Raw genomic sequence first — 17,097 nt, forward strand, 5'->3', positions numbered from 1 at the left:
GAATGGTACAGGTCCAGACGTTTGTTTTTAATCCATTTTCTGAAAATACTTATTTGCTTTACGATGAGACCGGCGAAGCGATCATCATCGATCCCGGATGCTACGACCGCTCCGAAGTGAGCGAGCTCGCTGCTTTTGTTGAAGAACACGGCCTGAAACCCGTTCGCATCGTGAACACCCACGCACATATCGACCACGTACTTGGCGTGGCGGCACTCAAAAGGAAGTATAACATTCCATTTGTATTGCATAAGCTCGACGAGCCGCTTTTAAAAGCCGTCAAGACTTATGCTTCCAACTATGGCTTTTCTGCATTTGAAGAGCCGGAGATCGATGGCTTTATCAAGGAAGGAGAAACTGTTGAGTTTGGCAATAGCTCGTTGAAAATCATCTTCGTACCCGGCCACGCGCCTGGGCACGTGGCATTTGTGAACGATGCCGACAAGTTTGTGATCGGCGGGGATGTGCTGTTCCGTATGAGCATCGGCCGCACCGACCTCCCCGGCGGCGACCACGGTACATTGCTGCGAAGCATCCGGGAACAAATGTTTACATTGCCCGAGGATTATACCGTGTACGCCGGCCATATGGAGCCCACTACCATTGGTTTTGAGAAAAGAAATAATCCCTTCTTCAAATAGCGCCTTATGATCCGTCGCAACATCCCCAATGCCCTCACCTGCGGAAATTTGCTTTGTGGCTGCATTGGCGTGGTGGAAGCATTCCACAATAACCTGCTGCTTTCCTGCATACTCATTGGAATTGCCCTGATATTCGACTTTCTGGACGGATTTATCGCCCGTCTGCTGAAAGTCACCTCGCCCATCGGCCGCGATCTCGATTCGCTGGCTGATATGGTTACGTTCGGGCTTTTGCCGGCGATTATACTGTACCAGTTGCTGATGCAAAGCATTCCCGATTTGTTGGGTATCTGGAAAGCCTATCCGGCATTCATCATCGCGATTTTCTCGGCGATCCGGCTCGCGAAGTTCAATAATGATCCCAGGCAATCCGATTCTTTCATAGGCGTGCCCACTCCCGCGAATGCGATGCTGATCGCCTCGCTTCCGCTGATCGTCCATACCGAAAGCGACTTTTGGAAAGACATTATTATCAATACCAACAACCTGCTGATATTAAGTGTGGTGATGTCTTATGCGCTGGTGATGGAGCTTCCGCTGATCGCACTTAAATTCAAGCATTTCGGCTGGAAGGGGAATGAAGCGCGGTTCATATTGATCGGTGTCACTCTTGTGCTGCTTGCGACCCTGAAATTCCTGGCAGTACCGGCCATTCTGATCGTGTACGTGTTTCTTTCCATTGCTGCGAACGCCAGGAAAAAGCAGGCCTGAATTGGTAACCCAATCATTTTTTTGCATTTTTGCAGTCTTTCCGGCAACGTATGTTGCTTATTATTATCATTTTAGATTAAATACCGTTCATTGCTGCCTTTAACCCTCAGCAGTTTCGAACCATCCCCACTAGCATGGCATTCTCCCGCATTACAGGCCTCGGCTTTTACGTTCCAGACAATATCATTACCAACGACGACCTTACCCAATGGATGGAGACTTCCGATGAATGGATCCGCGAGCGGACCGGGATTCAGGAGCGCAGGTATTTCGAATACGGGAAAGATACCAATTACAGCATGGCTGCGGCAGCGTCGCGGCAGGCATTGGAACGTGCGGGGCTAACGCCGAACGACGTCGACGTGATCGTGTATGCTACCATCACGCCGGATTATTTTTTCCCCGGCTCGGCATTCCTGATGCAGCGCGAATTGGGAATGGACGGCAAGCCGGTAATCGACATCCGGGAGCAATGCTCGGGCTTTGTGTATGCGCTTTCCATTGCCGACCAGTTCATCAAATCGGGTATGTACAAAACGGCATTGGTGGTCGGTTCGGAAATACAGTCGTCGTGGATCGACAAGAGCACGGCTGGCCGCAATACCGCCGTAATTTTTGGGGATGGCGCGGGCGCAGCTGTGGTTTGCGCCACGGACGATCCCCAACATTGTATATTATCTACACACCTCCACGCCGACGGCCGGTTCGCGGAGGAGCTTTTTGTAAAAGATCCGGGCAGCAGCCGCGAGGGCCGTCCGGTGAGCCAGGAAGTGATCGAAGGCGGAGGACATAATGTATATATGAACGGAAATGCCGTTTTCAAGCACGCGATCATCCGCTTTGGCGAGGTAATCCACGAGGCTTTGGAAGCCAATGGATATGCTGCCGGCGACATCGATTTGCTCGTTCCACACCAGGCAAACATCCGGATCAGCGACTACGTCCGCCAGCAACTTGGTCTTGCTGAATCGCAGGTTATCAATAACTTACAGCGTTTTGGGAACACAACGGCCGCGTCCATCCCGATCGCGCTTACCGAAGCATGGGAAACGGGAAGAGTGAAGGAAGGAGACCTGGTTTGCCTTGCGGCTTTCGGAAGCGGGTTCACATGGGCCTCCGCGCTGATCAGGTGGTAAGGTATTCTGTCAGAATTGTCCGGTCGACAGCATTACCAATGTGCACCCCTCGATTGGTATGATATTTTTATCAATTAAAATATCCTTAAATTCAGGATTCTCTGTACCAGGGTTGAAGATAACGCGTTTAGGATTTAGAGAAACGATATAATCGTAGTATTCAGGTTGGTGGCTCGGATTGATATACAAAGTAACCGTATCTACGTCTTTCCAGTCAGTTTTGTCTGTGTTGATTTCTTCTCCTAATGCAAAACTTTTCCTGCGTCCGATGAGCAAAATGGGATGACCATAATGCCTGAGTTTCTGTGCAGCCAGGTAAGCGTATCTGGATGGGTTTGAAGTTGCTCCTATGATGAGTGTACGTTTCATGCCAAATCAATTTAATAACACACGCTTTTGAAACACCAAAAGATCGTTCCCGATTCCCTTGCGAACGGGCCCACGACCAACTGTACGCCGTAATAACCTGTAATAATAGCTTTTAAAAAAATGAATGAATCAAATGTAAGCCGGAGCTTCTGGAACGAAAAGTGGGCAAAAATTTTATTCGACGAGATCGAGAACGCTCCCCATTACGAAGTATCCAACTATGGCAGATTGAAGAGCTTCCAGAACAATCCCAAGGAGGGCGCTGTCATCAAAGGGTCTGTCATTCAAGGTTATAGATCATTGAATATCCGTGTGGCAGGCGGGAAAACCATCAACCGCTACGTGCACAAGCTGGTAGCAGAGCATTTTGCAGACAAGCCAGATGCCGATCATAACTTCGTGATCCACCTGGATTTCGATAAGCAAAACAATCACTACGAAAACCTGAAATGGGTGACGAAAGCGGAAATGATCGACCACAACCGTGAAAACCCTGCATTCATCAATCGGGTGATTCCTCGCCGTACGAAAAATTACAAGCTGACGGAAAGCAAAGTCCGGATCATTAAGAAGCTTTTGAAAAACGATAATAACCGTTTGAAAATGATCGCGAAGCAATTCGGGATTACGCACACGCAGCTTAACCGTATCCGTTCAGGCGAGAACTGGAAGCATGTAACCGTTGAAGATTGATCCAAGTACTTATTTGAGTTTTTCAGCGGCGGAAACCGTATAACCGCTGCCGTTCGCACCCTCTTCAAAGTCCACCGACACGCCGATCACGTACATGAGATGGCGCTTGTCTATCAGTACCTTAATTCCTTCGATGAGGTATGTCTGGTCATGCTCTGTGGCTGTGTCGAACCCCAGCAGAAAAGATCCGCTGCACGCACCCCCTCTTAACCCCACCCTGAGCCCGTAGGTATCGGGAATTTTGTTGGCTTCCAGTGTCGATCTGATTTCCAGCTTTGCTGCCTCGGTTAGTTGGATCGGGTTATTCATCCTGCTCATTATTCTTGATTGCGATAAATCAGTTAACACAAACTCCCGCCGTTCCATTCGCGTTTTGAAATAAATATCTGCCAAATGCGGCTAATCGATTAGTTTTGTGCCTCATTTTGGCATAAAATTACCATTTCACACCATGGAATACACATTGATACTCGGAGTTCTGGCGGTCGGACTTGTCCTCACACTTGCATTAGGCGTCATGCTGAACACCGTTGCGGACAAGTTTTTGGAAAAACAGCGCATCGATGTGCGGAGCAAAAATGTGGAGATCACATTGCCCCTGCGCTTGCAGGCGTATGAGCGTATGTGCCTGTTTCTGGAACGTATTACCCCTAATAACCTGTTACTTCGGCTAGCACCTTCGGCAATGAGCGCGTTGGAGCTGCAAACGATCATTCTCCACGAGGTTCGCGAGGAATACAATCATAATGTTGCGCAACAGCTCTACATCAGCACGCACGCCTGGGAACAGATCGTGAATGCGATGAACGAAACCGTGGCAATCGTGAACCAGGCCGCCGCGGAAGTAAGCGCCGAAGCCCCGGCCGCCGACCTGGCCAAAAAGGTATTCTCCCACGTGATCGAGAAAGAAATCCAGCCATCGACGCACGCGTTGAAGGTTTTGAAGGAGGAGATACGCGGGGTGTTTTAGGCCTGCGGCCTGACCGCTGACCGCCGACGACCGACCGCCGATCGCGGTAATGTGGGGCGGTGCGGAATGCGACCGTGGACAGAAGGAAGAGACCAAAGACCATCGTCTATCGTCCGCCGCAGGCGCATCAATCGGCGGTCAGCGGTCGGCCGTCGGCGGTCAAAAATTTACATCAACAATATCCAAGCCCGGCAATAAACCGCCGGCACCAGACAACGAAAATGCTTTACCCCAATACATTAGAACAAAAACTGGGATTTGATAAACTGCGAGAACGCCTGAAAGAGCTATGTATCAGCTCTTTGGGACAGGCATTTGTCGAAAAAATCCGGTTTTCAGAGAATTTCGGCATGGTCGAGAAGCTGGTAAGCCAGACCGCCGAAATGCAGCGTATACTCGAACTGGGCGAGAACTTCCCTTCCCAGAATTACATCGACGCGACACCCTATTTGAAACGGGCAGCTATCGAAGGTATGCTGTTGACGCAGCCCGAGTTTTCGGACCTGAAAGTGTCGCTGCTGACTATCCGCCTTTGCCTGCGCTTTTTCGAAAGCCAGGAGGCCGATGCATTCCCTATCCTGGGCGAATATGCCAAAACGATCCGGGTCGAAAAGGCCGTTACCGACGCTATCGACCGCATTATCGACGACCGCGGGCAGATCCGTGATTCGGCATCACCAGAGCTTTCGCGTATTCGAAAAAAATTGATTTCGGAGCAGGCCGGCATCCGTAAAAAGCTCGATACCATCCTTAAATCCGCGAGAAGCAACGGCTGGATCGGCGACGACGTGTCGTTGACCGTCCGCAATGGCCGTATGGTAATTCCCGTAGCCGCCGAGCACAAGCGGAAGCTCCGTGGGTTCATTCACGACGAATCAGCGACCGGCCAGACGGTATTCATCGAGCCGACGGATGTTTTTGAATCCAATAATGAAATCCGCGAGCTCGAATATGAGGAACGCCGGGAGATTAACCGCATTCTGCTTGAACTGACGGCCTACATCAGGCCATTCGTGCCTGATTTGCAGAAGGCTTACGGCTTCCTGGGATTAATGGATTTCCTGCGTGCGAAAGCAAGATTGGCCGGTGAAATGGGTGCCATTAACCCGCCGTTTGAAAACCGGCAGTTTATTGATTGGCGCGAGGCGCGGCATCCGCTGCTGCATTTGTCATTCCAGAAACAGGGCAAAAAGGTGATCCCGCTGAATATCGAATTGCAGGAAAAACAGCGCATTCTCATCGTTTCCGGGCCGAATGCCGGTGGTAAATCCGTTGCGCTGAAAACTGTGGGACTCATTCAATACATGTTTCAATGCGGGCTGCTGGTACCGATGCTGGAAGGCTCTTCGATGGGCTTTTTTCAGAATATTTTTATCGATATCGGTGACGAGCAGTCTTTGGAAAACGATTTGAGTACGTACAGCTCGCATTTGACCAATATGCGCCATTTCCTGTCAATGGCGAATAAAAAGACGCTTTTCCTGATCGACGAGTTTGGTACCGGTACCGAGCCGGGCCTCGGCGGCGCCATTGCGGAAGCCATTCTCGAAAACCTGACCAAATCGGGCGCATTCGGGATGATTAACACGCATTATACCAATTTGAAAGTACTTGCGGATAAGACCGAGGGACTCGTAAATGGGGCAATGCGCTTCGACGGTGAGCATTTGGAGCCGCTGTACCAGCTGGAAATCGGTCGTCCGGGTAGCTCATTCGCTTTTGAAATCGCTTCGAAAATCGGTTTACCAAAGGCGGTTGTCGCCCGTGCGAAAGACAAATTGGGTACGCAGCAGGTGAATTTTGAGAAGCTGCTGAAAGAGCTCGATATCGAACGGCGCGTATTTGCGGAGAAAAACATTGAAATAGGCATTAAGGAGCGCAAGCTGACCAAGCAGGTTGCCGATTATACCGCATTAAAGGAAAAGCTCGATAACAACGAGAAGAAGATCGTCAATGAAGCGAAGCAAAAGGCCAAAAACCTGCTTGCCGACGCGAATCAGCTGATTGAGAATACCATTCGTGAAATCAAGGAAAACAAAGCCGAGAAGGAGAAGACCAAAACGGTACGAACTACCCTTGAAAATTTTGGTAAAAACAACCTGAAACTGGCGGAAGTAACTGAAAAACAACCTGAGGAAGAAGAATACGAACCGGAAGGCGGCGACATTGTACCTGGCAGCTACGTGCGCATCAGCGGGCAGACGGCCATTGGTGAAGTACTTTCCCTGAAAGGCAAAGACGCCGAAATCCGCATTGGCGACCTGAAATCGAATGTAAAACTGAACCGCCTTGAAAAGGTTTCGCGCAAAACTTACCGTGCCGCTACCGGCGAAAAAGGTTTGAAAACCGTTTCCAAGGGTGTCGATATAAACGAGCGGATGCTCAATTTCAGCTTTAACCTCGATATGCGCGGCAAACGCGGCGAGGAAGCATTAGGGCTGGTGGATCAGTTTATGGACAATGCCATCATGCTCGGTTACGACGAACTCCGCATTGTGCACGGCAAGGGCGACGGCATCCTGCGCACGCTCGTACGCAACCACCTGCGCGGGTACAAGCAGGTAGCAGGCATGTACGATGAGCACGCGGATCGCGGAGGCGCGGGCGTGACGATCGTGAAGCTTCGTTGATGTCTTTTTGAAATACTACCAATGCGAAACGGGCGCTCAATGAGCGCCCGTTTCGCATTAACATATTAGATAGATCAGTGAACCGCTGCCGAAGAAGTAGCTACGGTTTTACGTCCTTTCATCCAGAAATACAGGATCGCGAATGCTACGATCAGCAACGCAGGGAACATCACCATCGTGCTCAGCGTCGCCTGCCCTGCGGCGAGTTCCATTTCGTCACCGGTAAGGCCCGCTGCCGCTTTTTCAGCTTTGGCATCATCCAGCCACTTACCGATAAACGGTTGCCAGATAGCCGTTGAGAACATGCCGACACCACCGACGATTGACATACCCAATGCACCGCTCAACGGCACGTTCTGCGCCACGAAACCGATCATCGTCGGCCAGAACAACGCTACGCCCATCGCGAAGATCACCGCTGCTGCATAAGCCGCAGGACCAGTCACCGTGCTGAACAGGTAAATACCGATGGCTGCGAGGATCGAAGATGCCCAAAGGATACCGGTCTGACCGATAGCCGCCACGATCGGGTGCGCGAAGAAGCGTGCGATCGCCATCAGACCTGTTACCAATGCAAGGATCAACATCGGGCTGGCACCGCTTTTGCTCATGATCAAACCTGTCCATTGCTGCGGACCGAACTCGCTGATCGCGGTGAATGCCATACAAACGAAGATGAAGATGAAGAGCGGCGTGAACATCGCTTTCACGTTTTCACCGATTGAAGTTACACCGTCAACGTGAGGCTTAGGAAATGCCTGTCCCCAGAAAAGGAATGCATAAATGAATGTCGGGATAAGGATTACCCAGATTTGCGCCTGCCAGCCGAGGTTGGCCTGCGTCATGAAATTCGAGATCAACGCACCTACTACGATACCACCGGGGAACCACATGTGGAAGCGGTTGAGCATTTTGCTCATTTGAAGGCCGGAGTAAGAGTCGGCGATCATCGGGTTACACGCAGCCTCGGTACAGCCGTTACCTACCCCGATGAGGAATGTGGAAATCAAAAGGCCGGTGTAACCGCCGGAATAAATCGTCATGATGATACCAATCGCGTGGCAGACGAAGGCCACCTGCATGATCGTTTTCGGACCGATAGTGTGGTACACGAGCCCGCCGATGATCATCGCGAGCGGGAACCCGAAGAACCACATCGAGTTGATAAAGCCCAGTTGCTCGGCCGAGAGGTTGAATTCGGTGCCCAGCTGGGGCAGAATCCCTGCACGGATACTGAATGAGAATGCAGTGGTTATGAGCGCAAAACAACTTGCATTGAAGAGCCTTCCGCTGTTAACTGATTGGGACATGTGATTAAATGGGTTTGATTATTTGAATTAGATGATTGATTTCGGGATACTATTTTTTTCCAAAGATTTCACAAAAAAAACAAACTCCGGGGATTTCTACTGCTTTTCGCTATTCCTAAGCAATGTTTTTTATGTCTTAAATTTATATTTGTAGGAAGTAAGAGTCTTTCCGAAGGCTCTTTCTTACCTGTATAATCTATTTCAAAAACCTTAAACCAACTGGAATGTCAAGAAAGATCAGAATGGGCATGGTAGGCGGCTCCCTCGATGCATTTATTGGTGGGGTCCATCGCCGTGCAGCGATCATGGATGGAGAAATTGAGCTGGTTTGCGGAGTTTTCAGCTCCGATCCAGCCAAATCTAAGGAAACCGGAAAAGCCTTATATCTGCCTGAAAACAGGGTTTATAACGACTTTGAGGAGATGATCCTGAAAGAAAAGCAGCTACCCGAGGGCGAACGCATGGATTTTGTTGCCATCGTCACACCTAACCACGTACACGCAGCACCTACGAAGCTCGCGCTCGAAAACGGCTTCCACGTGGTATGCGATAAACCTATCACACTGAACACCGAAGAAGCGGAAGAAATAGTGGCCCTGGTAGAAAAAACCGGCCTCGTCTTCTGCCTTACCCACAACTACACCGGCTACCCTATGGTAAAGGAAGCCCGCCAGATGATCGCCTCAGGCGCCATTGGCGAAGTCAGAAAGGTCATTGTGGAATATCCGCAGGGCTGGCTGGCAACTTTGGTGGAAGTTACGGGTAACAAACAGGCCGCATGGCGCACCGATCCGAAGCGTTCGGGGGCTGCGGGAGGGCTCGGCGACATCGGTACCCACGCCGAAAACCTGGCCGAATACATCACCGGGCTTAAAATCACCCAGATTTGCGCCGACCTTACAATATTTGTGGAAGGCCGTTTGCTGGATGATGATGCTAATATTCTACTTCGCTTCGACAACGGCGCAAAAGGTATTTTGCAAAACAGTCAGATCGCCAACGGAGAGGAAAACGACCTCAACATTCGCGTCTACGGCGAAACAGGCGGCCTGCAATGGAAGCAAATGGAGCCTAACACGCTGATCCACAAAACCAACCAGGGCACACGCATCATCCGTACGGGCGTGGGCAACCTGTCCAAAGCCGCGCAGGTGCATACCCGCATCCCCGCCGGCCACCCCGAAGGCTACTTCGAAGCCTTCGCCAACCTCTACCGCAACTTCGCGATCCACCTGAGGGCGTACTGGGAAGGCAAAAAGGCCGATCCGGTTTACGACTTCCCTACTGCACAGGATGGTTTGAGGGGTATGAAGTTCATCGACGCCGTCATTGCTTCCAACAAGACGGAGACCAAATGGACCGATTTCTGATCCTGAATACTCACTTTTTATTACTGTACATCTCAATTTAACCCGCGAGAGCGGACTGTTTTTCACCAATCATTCCATACCCATTTATGAACAAAATCAAAGTTGGCGTTGTCGGAACAGGCTTCATTGGCCCCGCACATATTGAAGCACTGAGACGTCTTCCTAATGTAGAAGTTGCCGCACTTTGCGAAGTGACCGCAGAACTGGCCAAGGAAAAAGCTGACGCGCTTGGCATTGCACGTTCCTACACATTCGATGAACTGTTGAAACAGGATGACATCCAGGCTATCCACATTTGTACGCCTAACTTCCTGCACTACTCACAGTCGAAAGCCGCATTGTTGGCCGGCAAACACGTGATTTGTGAAAAACCATTGGCGAAAGACCTCGCAGAAGCGGAAGAGCTCGTGGAATTGGCCGCGAAAACCGGTCTGGTGAATGCGGTTCACTTCAACCTGCGTTACTACCCACTGGCTCGCCAGATGAAATCCATGCGCGAAAAAGGCGAACTGGGCGAAATTTATTCGTTCATCGGTTCTTACCTGCAAGACTGGCTGTTCTACAACACCGACTATAACTGGCGCCTCGAACCGGACAAATCCGGCGATTCACGCGCAATCGCGGACATCGGTTCCCACCTCATGGACATCCTGGAATACATTACCGGCCTGAAAACCGTTGCTGTTTTTGCGGACTTCAATACCGTTCACAAAACCCGCAAGAAGCCTTTGAAAGCCGTTGAGACTTACTCGGGTAAAATGCTCCAACCGGAAGACTACGCCGATGTACCCATTAGCACAGAAGACCACGCAAACGTGTTGCTCCGTTTCGACAATGGAAACAAAGGGGTAATCACCGTTTCACAGGTTTCCGCTGGTCGTAAAAACCGTATGTCGCTGGAAATTTCCGGTTCTAAAAAGACATTCAGCTGGTGCTCCGAATCGCCGAACGAAATGTGGATCGGTAACCGCGATAAAGCGAACGAAGTACTCCTCCGCGACCCATCGCTCGTAAACGAAGACGTACGTTCGACGATCACTTTCCCAGGCGGTCACAACGAAGGCTTCCCCGATACTTCAAAACAAATGTTCAAGGAAGTATACGCCGCCATCGCTGCCGGCAAGCAACCAGAAAACCCAACATTCCCAACGTTTGCAGACGGATACCGCGAGTTGCTGATTTGCGAGAAGATTTTGGAAAGCAACAAGAAAGAGGCTTGGGTAACAATCTAATTTTGAATGAGCGAATGAGTGAATGAGCTTGACGGCCATTCACTCATTGTTTTTGAATCTATATCCATTCAATCAATCATTAACAATATGAAGACAATTAAAGGCCCCGGTATCTTCCTCGCCCAATTCCTTGGCGACGAAGCTCCGTTCAACTCATTGGATACAATTGCAGACTACATGGCGGGGCTTGGCTACAAAGGCCTCCAACTCCCTACCTGGGACCCGCGTGTGATCGACGTGAAGCAAGCTGCGGAATCGCAGACTTATGCGGACGAATTGAAAGGTAAACTGGCCGACAAAGGCCTTGAAATCACTGAATTGGCATCACACATTATCGGTCAGTTGGTGGCTTCGCACCCGGTTTATGATGAAATGTATGATGGCTTTGCCGTTCCAGAGGTTCGTAACAACCCGAAAGCACGTGCGGAATGGGCTACGCAGCATTTGAAATATGTAGCGCAAGCCAGCCGCAGATTGGGACTGAAAGCTTCGGCAACATTCTCCGGTGCATTGGCCTGGCCATTTCTGTACCCATGGCCACAACGCCCTGCCGGACTGGTAGAAACCGCTTTCAAAGAACTCGCTACCCGCTGGAAGCCTATCCTGGATGTTTATGACGAAAACGGCGTGGACGTAGCGTACGAACTGCACCCCGGCGAAGACCTGTTCGACGGTACTACTTTCGAAATGTTCGTCGATTACCTCGATGGCCACACCCGTGCGAACATCAACTACGACCCGAGCCATTTCGTGTTGCAGCAATTGGATTACCTCCAATTCATCGACCTCTACCACGACCGCATCAAAGCATTCCATGTAAAAGACGCGGAATTTAACCCTAGCGGCAAGCAGGGCGTTTACAGCGGCTTCGCAGGCTGGGCCGATCGCGCCGGACGTTTCCGCTCATTGGGCGATGGCCAGGTGGATTTCGGTGGAATTTTCTCCAAACTGTCCCAATACGATTACGACAGCTGGGCGGTTCTGGAATGGGAATGCTGCATTAAATCGCCCGTCCAAGGCGCGGCCGAAGGTGCACCGTTCATCGAAAGCCACATCATCGAAGTGACCACAAAAGCATTCGATGATTTCGCGGGAACCGGTGCAGATGAGGCATTTAACCGTAAGGTATTAGGCCTATAATTGTCAATCGTACAAGTATATTGAAAACCTGTCTTCCTTTTGGAAGATAGGTTTTTCCATGGTAACCAATCATCATAATGAGTGAATCCCCTTTTCAAAAAGTATTGAAACGTTTCAGGATTGCCGGCGTGGCGGCCCTGGCATGTTGCAGTCTGATGGCTACGGCCCAGACGGTGACGCCGGAAAAGCGCGTGTTGGTATTCTCGAAGACGGTCGGCTTCCGGCACTCTTCCATCCCGGCAGGGAAAACTGCAATCCTGAAACTGGGTAAAGAAACCGGTTTCGCGGTAGATACGACCGAAAATTCGGCTGTTTTTACGAACAAAAACCTGCAAAAATACAGCGCCGTCATCTTCCTGAACACTACCGGCAATGTACTGAGCGACAAGCAGCAGGACGCATTCGAGCGTTACATCCAGGCAGGCGGCGGTTACGTGGGCATCCACGCCGCAACCGACACCGAATACGACTGGCAATGGTACAACAAACTCGCAGGCGCGCAATTCCTGAGCCACCCGGGCAACCCCAACGTGCAGGAAGGTGAGGCGTTTGTCGTGAACGATCAGCACCCGTCCATGGATGGTTTTCCAAAAAAATGGAAGATCAAGGACGAATTTTACGATTTTAAGAACTTCAACGATAAGGTGAATGTCCTTGTCAAGATTGATGAAAAAACTTACAAGGATGGCAAAATGGGTGATAATCACCCGATGTCCTGGTACCACGAGTTCGATGGCGGGAAAGCATTCTATACCAATTTCGGGCATGAAGATGCGACGTTTGTGAACCCGGTTTTTGTAAAACACCTCACAGGCGGATTAAACTGGGCAATGGCTTCGAAACTGGATTATGCCAAATCACGTCCGGAAGAAAACCGTTTCACCAAAAAAGTACTCGCTACCAAGCTCGATGAGCCGACGGAACTGGTTGTTCTCGATGATCAACGTGTACTTTTCACTGAGCGTAAGGGTAAAGTGAAGCTTTTCAATCCTAAAACCGGTAAAGTGAAGCTCGTCGGTGAAGTACCCGTTTATACCAAACAGGAATATGGGTTAATGGGCTTGAATATCGACCCGAACTTCAAAACCAACAAGCTCATCTATATGTATTATTCGCCGCCATCGACGGAGAAGGATACAGCGCAGCATTTGTCGAGATTTAAGTATGACGATGTGAAGGATACCGTGCTGTTGAGCACCGAGGAGGTACTTTTAACAGTACCCGTAAAACGCACCGATTGCTGCCACACGGGCGGTTCTATTGCCTGGGACGCCAAGGGTAACCTTTACCTTTCTACCGGCGACGATGTGAACCCGTTCCAATCGAATGGCTACGGCCCCATTGACGAGCGTCCGGGACGTGAAGGCTGGGATGGCCAGCATACCTCCTCCAACACCAATTCATTGAGAGGAAAGGTGTTGCGCATCAAGCCGCGTTACGGCGACCGCCGCGCGAATATGCCGGGTGGTACCAACCTGTACGACATTCCGGAAGGCAACCTCTTCCCTCCCGGAACCGACAAGACCCGCCCGGAAATTTACGTAATGGGTACCCGTAACCCTTACCGCATTTCGGTGGATCAGCACACGGGCTATCTGTATTGGGGTGATGTAGGGCCGGATGCGTCGAACGACGATCCGAAACGTGGTCCGAGAGGCTATGACGAAGTAAATCAGGCGAGAAAAGCGGGTTACTTCGGATATCCGTTATTTATCGGTAACAACAGGCCGTACATCGATTTCAACTTCGCCGACAGTACTTCCGGCAAGCCGTTTGATCCTTTGAAACCGATCAATAATTCACCGCACAACACCGGTATACAGGAACTGCCGCCTGCTCAGCCTGCATTCATTTACTATCCTTATGCCGATTCACCTGAATTCGGGGCGATCGTCGGCAAAGGCGGACGTAATGCAATGGCTGGACCGGTATATTATGCTACTGATTTTCAGGATAGTAAAGTTAAATTTCCTTCGTACTACAACGGCAAATTCTTCGCCTACGACTGGATTCGCGATTATATCAACATCGTGACCATGAACGAAAAGGGTGATCTGCAAAGCATCGAGCGGTTTATGCCGGGCACGAAGTTCAGCCACCCGATCGACATGCAGTTTGCGAAGGACGGTTCATTGTACACATTGGAATACGGCCCCAACTGGTTTGCCCAAAACGACGAAGCAAGCCTTTCCCACATTACATTCAATGCAGGTAACCGCGTGCCGGTGGCCGTCGCAACCGCTACCAATACTACCGGTGCGACTCCTTTGAAAGTGAATTTCTCTTCCAAAGGCTCATTGGACTACGATGGCGACCCGATCAAATATGAATGGTTGTTTGGAAAAGGCCTGGCGAAAAGCACGGTTGCTAACCCAAGCTACACGTACGCTAAGCCAGGCGAATACACGGCAATTTTGAAAGTGACCGATAACGCAGGGAATTCCAACACCTCGGAAGTGATCGTGCGCGTGGGTAATGCGATCCCGAAGGTGGACGTGGCCATTAAAGGCAACAAGACATTTTATTGGAATGACAAACCTGTGAACTACGAAGTTTCTGTCTCCGATAAAGAAGACGGTAGTTTGGCTACTAAAAAAATCCCGGAAGACGAGGTTACACTGACCATTAACTACCTTGAAGGATTTGACAAAACGCAACTCGCGCAAGGTCATCAGGCCAATACCGGCTTCGAAACCGGTAAGCGTATGATCGAACTGAGCGATTGCAAGGCTTGCCATTCGATTGATAAAAAATCGATTGGCCCGGCCTACCGTGAAGTAGCAAAGAAATACGCCAGCGAACGCAACTCGTTGAAAACACTTACCGACAAGGTGTTGAAAGGCGGAAGCGGCGTTTGGGGCGAGCAGGCAATGCCGGGCCACCCGCAGCACAAGCCGGAGGAAATCGAGGAAATGGTGAAGTACATTCTGGATTTGAACAATACAAAAGCCGTTGACAAAAAGCCGTTGAAAAGCTCATATGTGACGGAGGCTAAAAAGAAAGACGGTTCTTACATCTTCACCGCCAGCTATACCGACAAAGGAAATGGCGCGATGGGCCCATTAACCGGTTCGAAAACCGTTGCACTACGTCCTTCCACATTGATGGCAAACACCGCCGACACGACCAGAAGCACCTTCAAATACAAAGGCGACAATGGTAACGAAATGGTGATCGGCATGAAAGACGGCGGTTTCATCGCATTCGACGACATCGACCTGACCGAGATTTCCAAACTCGCTGTGGTTGTTGGAAGCAATGCAGGCCGTTCGGCCGGAGGAACACTGGAAGTTCGCCTCGACGGCGCAACAGGGGCGAAGATCGGCGAAGGCAAAGTGGATAAATCCGAAACCATCAGCATCCCCGTGAAAGCACCGGCCGACGGCAAGCTGCACAAGGTATACTTTGTATTCAAAAATGCAGAAGCAGGCACCAAACCACTGTTTTCGATCGAATCGGTACGGTTTGAGAATGCTGTACTGTAAAAGTTATTTTAAGTAAAAAGATAAAAGAGGCCGTCTCAAATCAATTTGGGGCGGTCTTTTGTTTTTAGCCCCTTATAGAAAATTCGTTTTCTGAATTTTGTGAAGTTATGGGCAAGTTGATCGGAGCGGGCTGCTAGTAGGGCAAGCAAGCCTATCTAGGCTGCCTTTTTCCTGATATTCTGTGCTATTGCAATCAAGCCCCATTCGATCTCAACCTTTTGCTTACCGCGAAGCATGAACCGGCGAAAGTTGTGGTTGTGCTTTATGTTACCGAAGACAGGTTCGACATCGAAGCATCGTTTCTTTCGTTTCTGGATTCCCTCTTCGCTTTTCAGTAATTCGTCCGCTTGTTGTTTTTGCCTTTGCAGATTGACATTGACCTGGATAATTCGGTCGCCTTTGGATTTATGGCAAGCGCCGTTCAAAGGACATTTACCGCAGTTGCTAGCCTTGTACATCCGGGCACTTTGCACAAAGCCGGTTGCAGTCCTGTTGATCTTGTTGCCAATGTATCGCATTTTCTGGCCCATTGGACAGATGTAATGATCGCCATGAGGATTGTAGTGAAGCTTGTCGGCGCTGAACGGATGCTTTTTGTTAAAGCTGTTATGCTGCCGCTTGTCAAAGAGGCCATACTTAACATAAGCAGCGATTTGCTTCTCTTCCAGCAGCGTGTAGTTCTCTTCCGATCCGTAGCCGGCATCGGCCGTTATTGATCTTAGCGAACTGCCAAAGCTGTTTTCATATTGGTCAAGATGTGCAGCCAGCGTGTTGGTGTCGGTCGGGTTAGCATGTAAGGAATAATTTACAATGAACTGGTTGGAGGTTGATATCTGCACATTGTAGGCTGGTTTGAGCTGGCCATTACGCATATGATCTTCTTTTAACCTCATAAATGTAGCGTCAGGGTCGGTCTTGCTATAACTGTTCCGATCACCTAAAATAGCCTCCTGCTGCTCATAGCGGGCGATGTTGAATGGGTAATGCTTGGTCACATATCCCAGTTTGGCCTTCATCTTCTTGTCAATATTCTCCTTTTTGCCCAACACCTGATTGAGCTTATCAACTGTATCCTGGACCTTTTCCTTGCTGATCGTAGTGAAATCGGGCGGATCGGGAAGGCTATCTTCGGCCGTGGCCACGCTTTGGGCGTATTCCCAGATGTGGGCTAACTGCTTCTTGATCTTTTCCTTATTAGTGGCAATTGCCTTCCGCCACACGAAAGTGTACTTATTGGCATTCGCTTCAATCTTAGTCCCATCTGTGTAGACCTCCTCAATGCTTAAAAGCCCTTCCTGAGCCAATAACAGCACCACTTCTTCAAAAATTTTCCGCAATGCATCTTTCAAACGCACACCCCTGAACCGGTTGATCGTATTATGGTCAGGATAGCTCATCGAGCTCAAAAAC

Annotated in this window: 14 protein-coding genes; 10 read left to right on the top strand and 4 right to left on the bottom strand. The window is 50.0% G+C overall.

The genetic code is table 11. The features are described from left to right. The first annotated feature begins 2 nt into the window (after positions 1–2). From BLQ88_RS32920 to BLQ88_RS32930, 3 genes are all read left to right on the top strand, one after another. Positions 3–641: an MBL fold metallo-hydrolase gene (locus BLQ88_RS32920; RefSeq protein ID WP_090157269.1), complete on the top strand. Its 639-nt coding sequence runs from the start codon at positions 3–5 to the stop codon at positions 639–641. Between the two features lie 6 nt (positions 642–647). Then, positions 648–1,352, top strand: coding sequence for a CDP-diacylglycerol--serine O-phosphatidyltransferase (gene pssA, locus BLQ88_RS32925; protein ID WP_090157270.1), 705 nt, complete (start codon positions 648–650; stop codon positions 1,350–1,352). 134 nt (positions 1,353–1,486) lie between these two features. Then, entirely contained in the window at positions 1,487–2,488 is a 1,002-nt protein-coding gene (locus BLQ88_RS32930; RefSeq protein ID WP_090157271.1) for a 3-oxoacyl-ACP synthase III family protein, read from the top strand. Positions 2,489–2,497: 9 nt separating this feature from the next. Here the strand turns inward: BLQ88_RS32930 and BLQ88_RS32935 are convergent, their stop codons facing one another. Next, positions 2,498–2,857 carry a CoA-binding protein gene (locus BLQ88_RS32935; protein ID WP_090157272.1) on the bottom strand — a complete coding sequence of 120 codons (360 nt, stop codon included), beginning with the start codon at positions 2,855–2,857 and terminating at the stop codon, positions 2,498–2,500. Positions 2,858–2,977: 120 nt separating this feature from the next. Here BLQ88_RS32935 and BLQ88_RS32940 point away from each other — a divergent pair, with 120 nt between their 5' ends. Beyond that, entirely contained in the window at positions 2,978–3,550 is a 573-nt protein-coding gene (locus BLQ88_RS32940; RefSeq protein WP_090157273.1) for an NUMOD4 domain-containing protein, read from the top strand. 9 nt (positions 3,551–3,559) lie between these two features. Here BLQ88_RS32940 and BLQ88_RS32945 read toward each other — a convergent pair whose 3' ends face one another. Then, entirely contained in the window at positions 3,560–3,868 is a 309-nt protein-coding gene (locus BLQ88_RS32945; RefSeq protein ID WP_310590162.1) for a HesB/IscA family protein, read from the bottom strand. A gap of 133 nt (positions 3,869–4,001) precedes the next feature. Here BLQ88_RS32945 and BLQ88_RS32950 point away from each other — a divergent pair, with 133 nt between their 5' ends. Beyond that, entirely contained in the window at positions 4,002–4,520 is a 519-nt protein-coding gene (locus BLQ88_RS32950) for a DUF7935 family protein (RefSeq protein ID WP_090157275.1), read from the top strand. A 221-nt stretch (positions 4,521–4,741) separates the two neighbouring features. Beyond that, positions 4,742–7,150, top strand: coding sequence for an endonuclease MutS2 (locus BLQ88_RS32955; RefSeq protein WP_090157276.1), 2,409 nt, complete (start codon positions 4,742–4,744; stop codon positions 7,148–7,150). A gap of 74 nt (positions 7,151–7,224) precedes the next feature. Here BLQ88_RS32955 and BLQ88_RS32960 read toward each other — a convergent pair whose 3' ends face one another. After that, positions 7,225–8,460: an MFS transporter gene (locus BLQ88_RS32960; RefSeq protein WP_090157277.1), complete on the bottom strand. Its 1,236-nt coding sequence runs from the start codon at positions 8,458–8,460 to the stop codon at positions 7,225–7,227. A 242-nt stretch (positions 8,461–8,702) separates the two neighbouring features. Between BLQ88_RS32960 and BLQ88_RS32965 the strand changes: the two genes are divergently transcribed. The 4 genes from BLQ88_RS32965 to BLQ88_RS32980 all read left to right on the top strand — a co-directional run bounded on the left by BLQ88_RS32965 (position 8,703) and on the right by BLQ88_RS32980 (position 15,687). Then, positions 8,703–9,830, top strand: a complete 1,128-nt coding sequence (locus tag BLQ88_RS32965; protein ID WP_090157293.1) for a Gfo/Idh/MocA family protein — start codon at positions 8,703–8,705, stop codon at positions 9,828–9,830. Positions 9,831–9,916: 86 nt separating this feature from the next. Further along, positions 9,917–11,062: a Gfo/Idh/MocA family protein gene (locus BLQ88_RS32970; RefSeq protein WP_090157278.1), complete on the top strand. Its 1,146-nt coding sequence runs from the start codon at positions 9,917–9,919 to the stop codon at positions 11,060–11,062. An 87-nt stretch (positions 11,063–11,149) separates the two neighbouring features. Beyond that, positions 11,150–12,202 (top strand): sugar phosphate isomerase/epimerase family protein, encoded by a 1,053-nt coding sequence (locus tag BLQ88_RS32975; RefSeq protein ID WP_090157279.1) that lies wholly within the window; start codon positions 11,150–11,152, stop codon positions 12,200–12,202. Between the two features lie 77 nt (positions 12,203–12,279). Further along, positions 12,280–15,687 carry a ThuA domain-containing protein gene (locus BLQ88_RS32980; RefSeq protein WP_090157280.1) on the top strand — a complete coding sequence of 1,136 codons (3,408 nt, stop codon included), beginning with the start codon at positions 12,280–12,282 and terminating at the stop codon, positions 15,685–15,687. Between the two features lie 155 nt (positions 15,688–15,842). Here BLQ88_RS32980 and BLQ88_RS32985 read toward each other — a convergent pair. Then, positions 15,843–17,097, bottom strand: a 1,255-nt coding sequence (locus tag BLQ88_RS32985; protein WP_090157294.1) for an IS1182 family transposase, incomplete at its 5' end; no start/stop codon positions are given.

This window comes from Dyadobacter soli, assembly GCF_900101885.1.
Lineage (GTDB): Bacteria > Bacteroidota > Bacteroidia > Cytophagales > Spirosomataceae > Dyadobacter > Dyadobacter soli.

What these genes read in the sequence shown, in the direction of transcription:
- BLQ88_RS32950 (WP_090157275.1), top strand. Translation starts at nt 4,002, where the DNA reads ATGGAATACACATTGATACTCGGAGTTCTGGCGGTCGGACTTGTCCTC.
- BLQ88_RS32945 (WP_310590162.1), bottom strand. Translation starts at nt 3,868, where the DNA reads ATGAGCAGGATGAATAACCCGATCCAACTAACCGAGGCAGCAAAGCTG.
- BLQ88_RS32930 (WP_090157271.1), top strand. Translation starts at nt 1,487, where the DNA reads ATGGCATTCTCCCGCATTACAGGCCTCGGCTTTTACGTTCCAGACAAT.
- BLQ88_RS32970 (WP_090157278.1), top strand. Translation starts at nt 9,917, where the DNA reads ATGAACAAAATCAAAGTTGGCGTTGTCGGAACAGGCTTCATTGGCCCC.
- BLQ88_RS32940 (WP_090157273.1), top strand. Translation starts at nt 2,978, where the DNA reads ATGAATGAATCAAATGTAAGCCGGAGCTTCTGGAACGAAAAGTGGGCA.
- BLQ88_RS32955 (WP_090157276.1), top strand. Translation starts at nt 4,742, where the DNA reads ATGCTTTACCCCAATACATTAGAACAAAAACTGGGATTTGATAAACTG.
- BLQ88_RS32975 (WP_090157279.1), top strand. Translation starts at nt 11,150, where the DNA reads ATGAAGACAATTAAAGGCCCCGGTATCTTCCTCGCCCAATTCCTTGGC.
- BLQ88_RS32960 (WP_090157277.1), bottom strand. Translation starts at nt 8,460, where the DNA reads ATGTCCCAATCAGTTAACAGCGGAAGGCTCTTCAATGCAAGTTGTTTT.
- pssA (WP_090157270.1), top strand. Translation starts at nt 648, where the DNA reads ATGATCCGTCGCAACATCCCCAATGCCCTCACCTGCGGAAATTTGCTT.
- BLQ88_RS32980 (WP_090157280.1), top strand. Translation starts at nt 12,280, where the DNA reads ATGAGTGAATCCCCTTTTCAAAAAGTATTGAAACGTTTCAGGATTGCC.
- BLQ88_RS32935 (WP_090157272.1), bottom strand. Translation starts at nt 2,857, where the DNA reads ATGAAACGTACACTCATCATAGGAGCAACTTCAAACCCATCCAGATAC.
- BLQ88_RS32920 (WP_090157269.1), top strand. Translation starts at nt 3, where the DNA reads ATGGTACAGGTCCAGACGTTTGTTTTTAATCCATTTTCTGAAAATACT.
- BLQ88_RS32965 (WP_090157293.1), top strand. Translation starts at nt 8,703, where the DNA reads ATGGGCATGGTAGGCGGCTCCCTCGATGCATTTATTGGTGGGGTCCAT.